The organism is Streptomyces sp. NPDC031274 (assembly GCF_055570235.1).
Map to the genome: position 1 here is coordinate 1 of NZ_JBVIHP010000108.1, position 2,124 is coordinate 2,124.

General features: G+C 68.3%; 3 protein-coding genes. 2 read left to right on the top strand and 1 reads right to left on the bottom strand.

Annotated features, from left to right (window positions below; all coding sequences use genetic code 11):
- A partial coding sequence (locus tag ACZ5CR_RS43930; RefSeq protein WP_468868908.1) for a tetratricopeptide repeat protein occupies window positions 1-995 on the top strand: 995 nt, incomplete at its 5' end.
- On the opposite strand, the gene ACZ5CR_RS43935 is transcribed toward ACZ5CR_RS43930, so the two are convergent.
- Window positions 958-1,359, bottom strand: a complete 402-nt coding sequence (locus ACZ5CR_RS43935) for a CPCC family cysteine-rich protein (protein ID WP_468868910.1) — start codon at window positions 1,357-1,359, stop codon at window positions 958-960. The two genes, ACZ5CR_RS43930 and ACZ5CR_RS43935, sit on opposite strands and share 38 nt — an antisense overlap.
- Before the next feature lie 245 nt (window positions 1,360-1,604).
- Between ACZ5CR_RS43935 and ACZ5CR_RS43940 the strand changes: the two genes are divergently transcribed.
- Complete coding sequence (locus ACZ5CR_RS43940; protein ID WP_468868912.1) at window positions 1,605-1,871, top strand: DUF6959 family protein; 267 nt, start codon at window positions 1,605-1,607, stop codon at window positions 1,869-1,871.
- The last annotated feature ends 253 nt before the right edge of the window (window positions 1,872-2,124 follow it).

Here is a 2,124-nt window from a genome sequence, read left to right on the forward strand (position 1 = left end):
GCGTGCCGCTGCGCCTGTACGAGGACATGGCTGACGTCGGTGACATCGGCAGGGGCGGCCCAGGTTGGTTCCTCGCCCATGCCGCGACGATGTTCGGCGCGATGGAGGTGGGTGAGGAGCTCGTGCGCCGGACCCTGGCCGATGTCCGGACGCGGGGCGAGCGCTGGGGGATCGCGGCGGCATTGAGCCTACGGGGCGTGCAGCGGTACGTACGCGGTGATCTGGCGGCCTCCCGGTCCGACGCCGAGACGAGCCTCACCCTCTTCCGGGAACTCGGCGACCACTGGGGTCAGTTGCAGGCCATCGGAGTGCTGGGCAGGCTGGCGGAGATCGAGGGCGACTACCGGTCCGCGGAGGCCGAGCACCAGAACGGCCTGCGCATCGCCGAGGACCTGGGCCTGTGGACCGAGGCGTCCGTCCGCTGGTCCGAACTGGGCCGGATCGCACTCCTGGACGGCGACCACGCGCGAGCCGAGCGACTCCATCACAACGGCAGACGGCTCGCCGTCCAGCATGCCGACCACCGCGCCCAGGAGTTCGCCGAGGTCGGCCTCGCTCTCGGCGCCCGGCGCCAAGGACGCTTGGCGGAGGCCGAGCCCTACCTGCGTACCTGGCTGGAGTGGAACCGCCGTTTCGAGGCGGAGAACGGCGCCGCTCTCATCCTCGCCGAACTCGGCTTCATCGCCGAACTCCGCGGCGACCACGATGCCGCCTTCCACCTCCACACCGAAGGCCTGACGGCAGCCCGCACCACCGGGGACCCCCGAGCCGTCGCCCTCGCCCTGGAGGGTCTGGCCGGCGCCCATCACCTGGCAGGCCGCTCCGAACTGGCCGCCCGACTCCTCGGCACCGCAGCCCGCTCCCGCACTTCCGTACGGGCACCTCTGCCCCCGGCCGAACGCGGCGACGTGGACCGCATCACGACCGCTGTCCGCACGACCCTGGGCGATCTTGTCTTCACCGCCGAGTTCGGGAGTGACGCGGCAATGCCGTAACGCAGTGAGGCACAGAAGGCCCCAAGGGGCCGCGCACGAACTGGGTACGGCGTTCGTCGCTGGCTCCCATGGCGCGGAAGTTCCTTCGTGCCTCGGTGAGGCTCAGCCCGCGGTTGGGGCCGCCTCGAACCTCATCGGCATCGTGATCGCCCTGCCCGTCGTCCTCCCAGAAGCACACGGGACAGATCTCGAACATGCCGCGCTCATCGAGGGTGAGGAAGCCGCAGCAAGGACAGCGGTACGGGCCGTCCTCGGCCGTGCCGCGGATGTTGCCGGCCGGAGTGAGCATCCAGGCATCCTGCCCTTCACTGCCGCTGATCACGAGCCAATAGAGCCGCGCGGTGGAGACGATCACCAGCACCACGGCACCCAGGCACGCGCAAGGGCCCGCGACCAACCCGGTCGCGGGCCCTTGCCCAAGCACATCTCGTACAGATGCTGTCTGTGCCCCCGGCAGGATTCGAAACCTGCGACACCCGCTCTAGGAGTTCGAGTGGGCGGCCTGGGTGAAACCCTGGCCCTTCTGCCGGTCCAGTGCGCGTGGGTGCTCAAGGTCGCTTGCGTACGCCGTCGTTGATGTCAGCTAGTGATGTCAGGTTGGATGGTGCGATGGAGCGCATTGAGGCAGAGCTGTTCACTGACGGTGGCAACGACGCCGTAGTTCGCATGCCCGGCAGGCGGTTCCCCGGGGTGCTGGTACAGGGCGACTCCCTTCACATCCTCCGCAGCGACGTAGCCGAGGTGATGGACGCCTGCGAGCGAGGTGACTTGGACGAAGCTCGGGACTCCGCCGGCCTCCTCCTGGCGAACCTGGACGCTCTACTGGTCCGGTACGAGGTGGCGTTGGGCGAACACGAGATCCCGCGGCCGTACTGAGTAGAAGGACCTACGACCTCTTCGTCCCGAAGCAACTCGGGATGCTCACTGCCCTTGGGCTGCTGTACCTGTCACCTGACGTCCGCGGCTGTTCGCGGCTGTGCGTCGCGGTTGTCACGCAGTTAGACACCCACCCTGTACGGTCCGCAGTTTCGGGCAGTCCAGGTGTGACCCAGCCGACGGCTTCACCTTCGGCGGCTGATGATGTCGCGAATCATCTCAAGCCAGTTCATGAAGAGCCACCGAAGCCGCC

Bases quoted from the DNA above. Each gene is read 5' to 3' on its own strand.
- ACZ5CR_RS43940 (WP_468868912.1), top strand. From the start codon at position 1,605: ATGGAGCGCATTGAGGCAGAGCTGTTCACTGACGGTGGCAACGACGCC.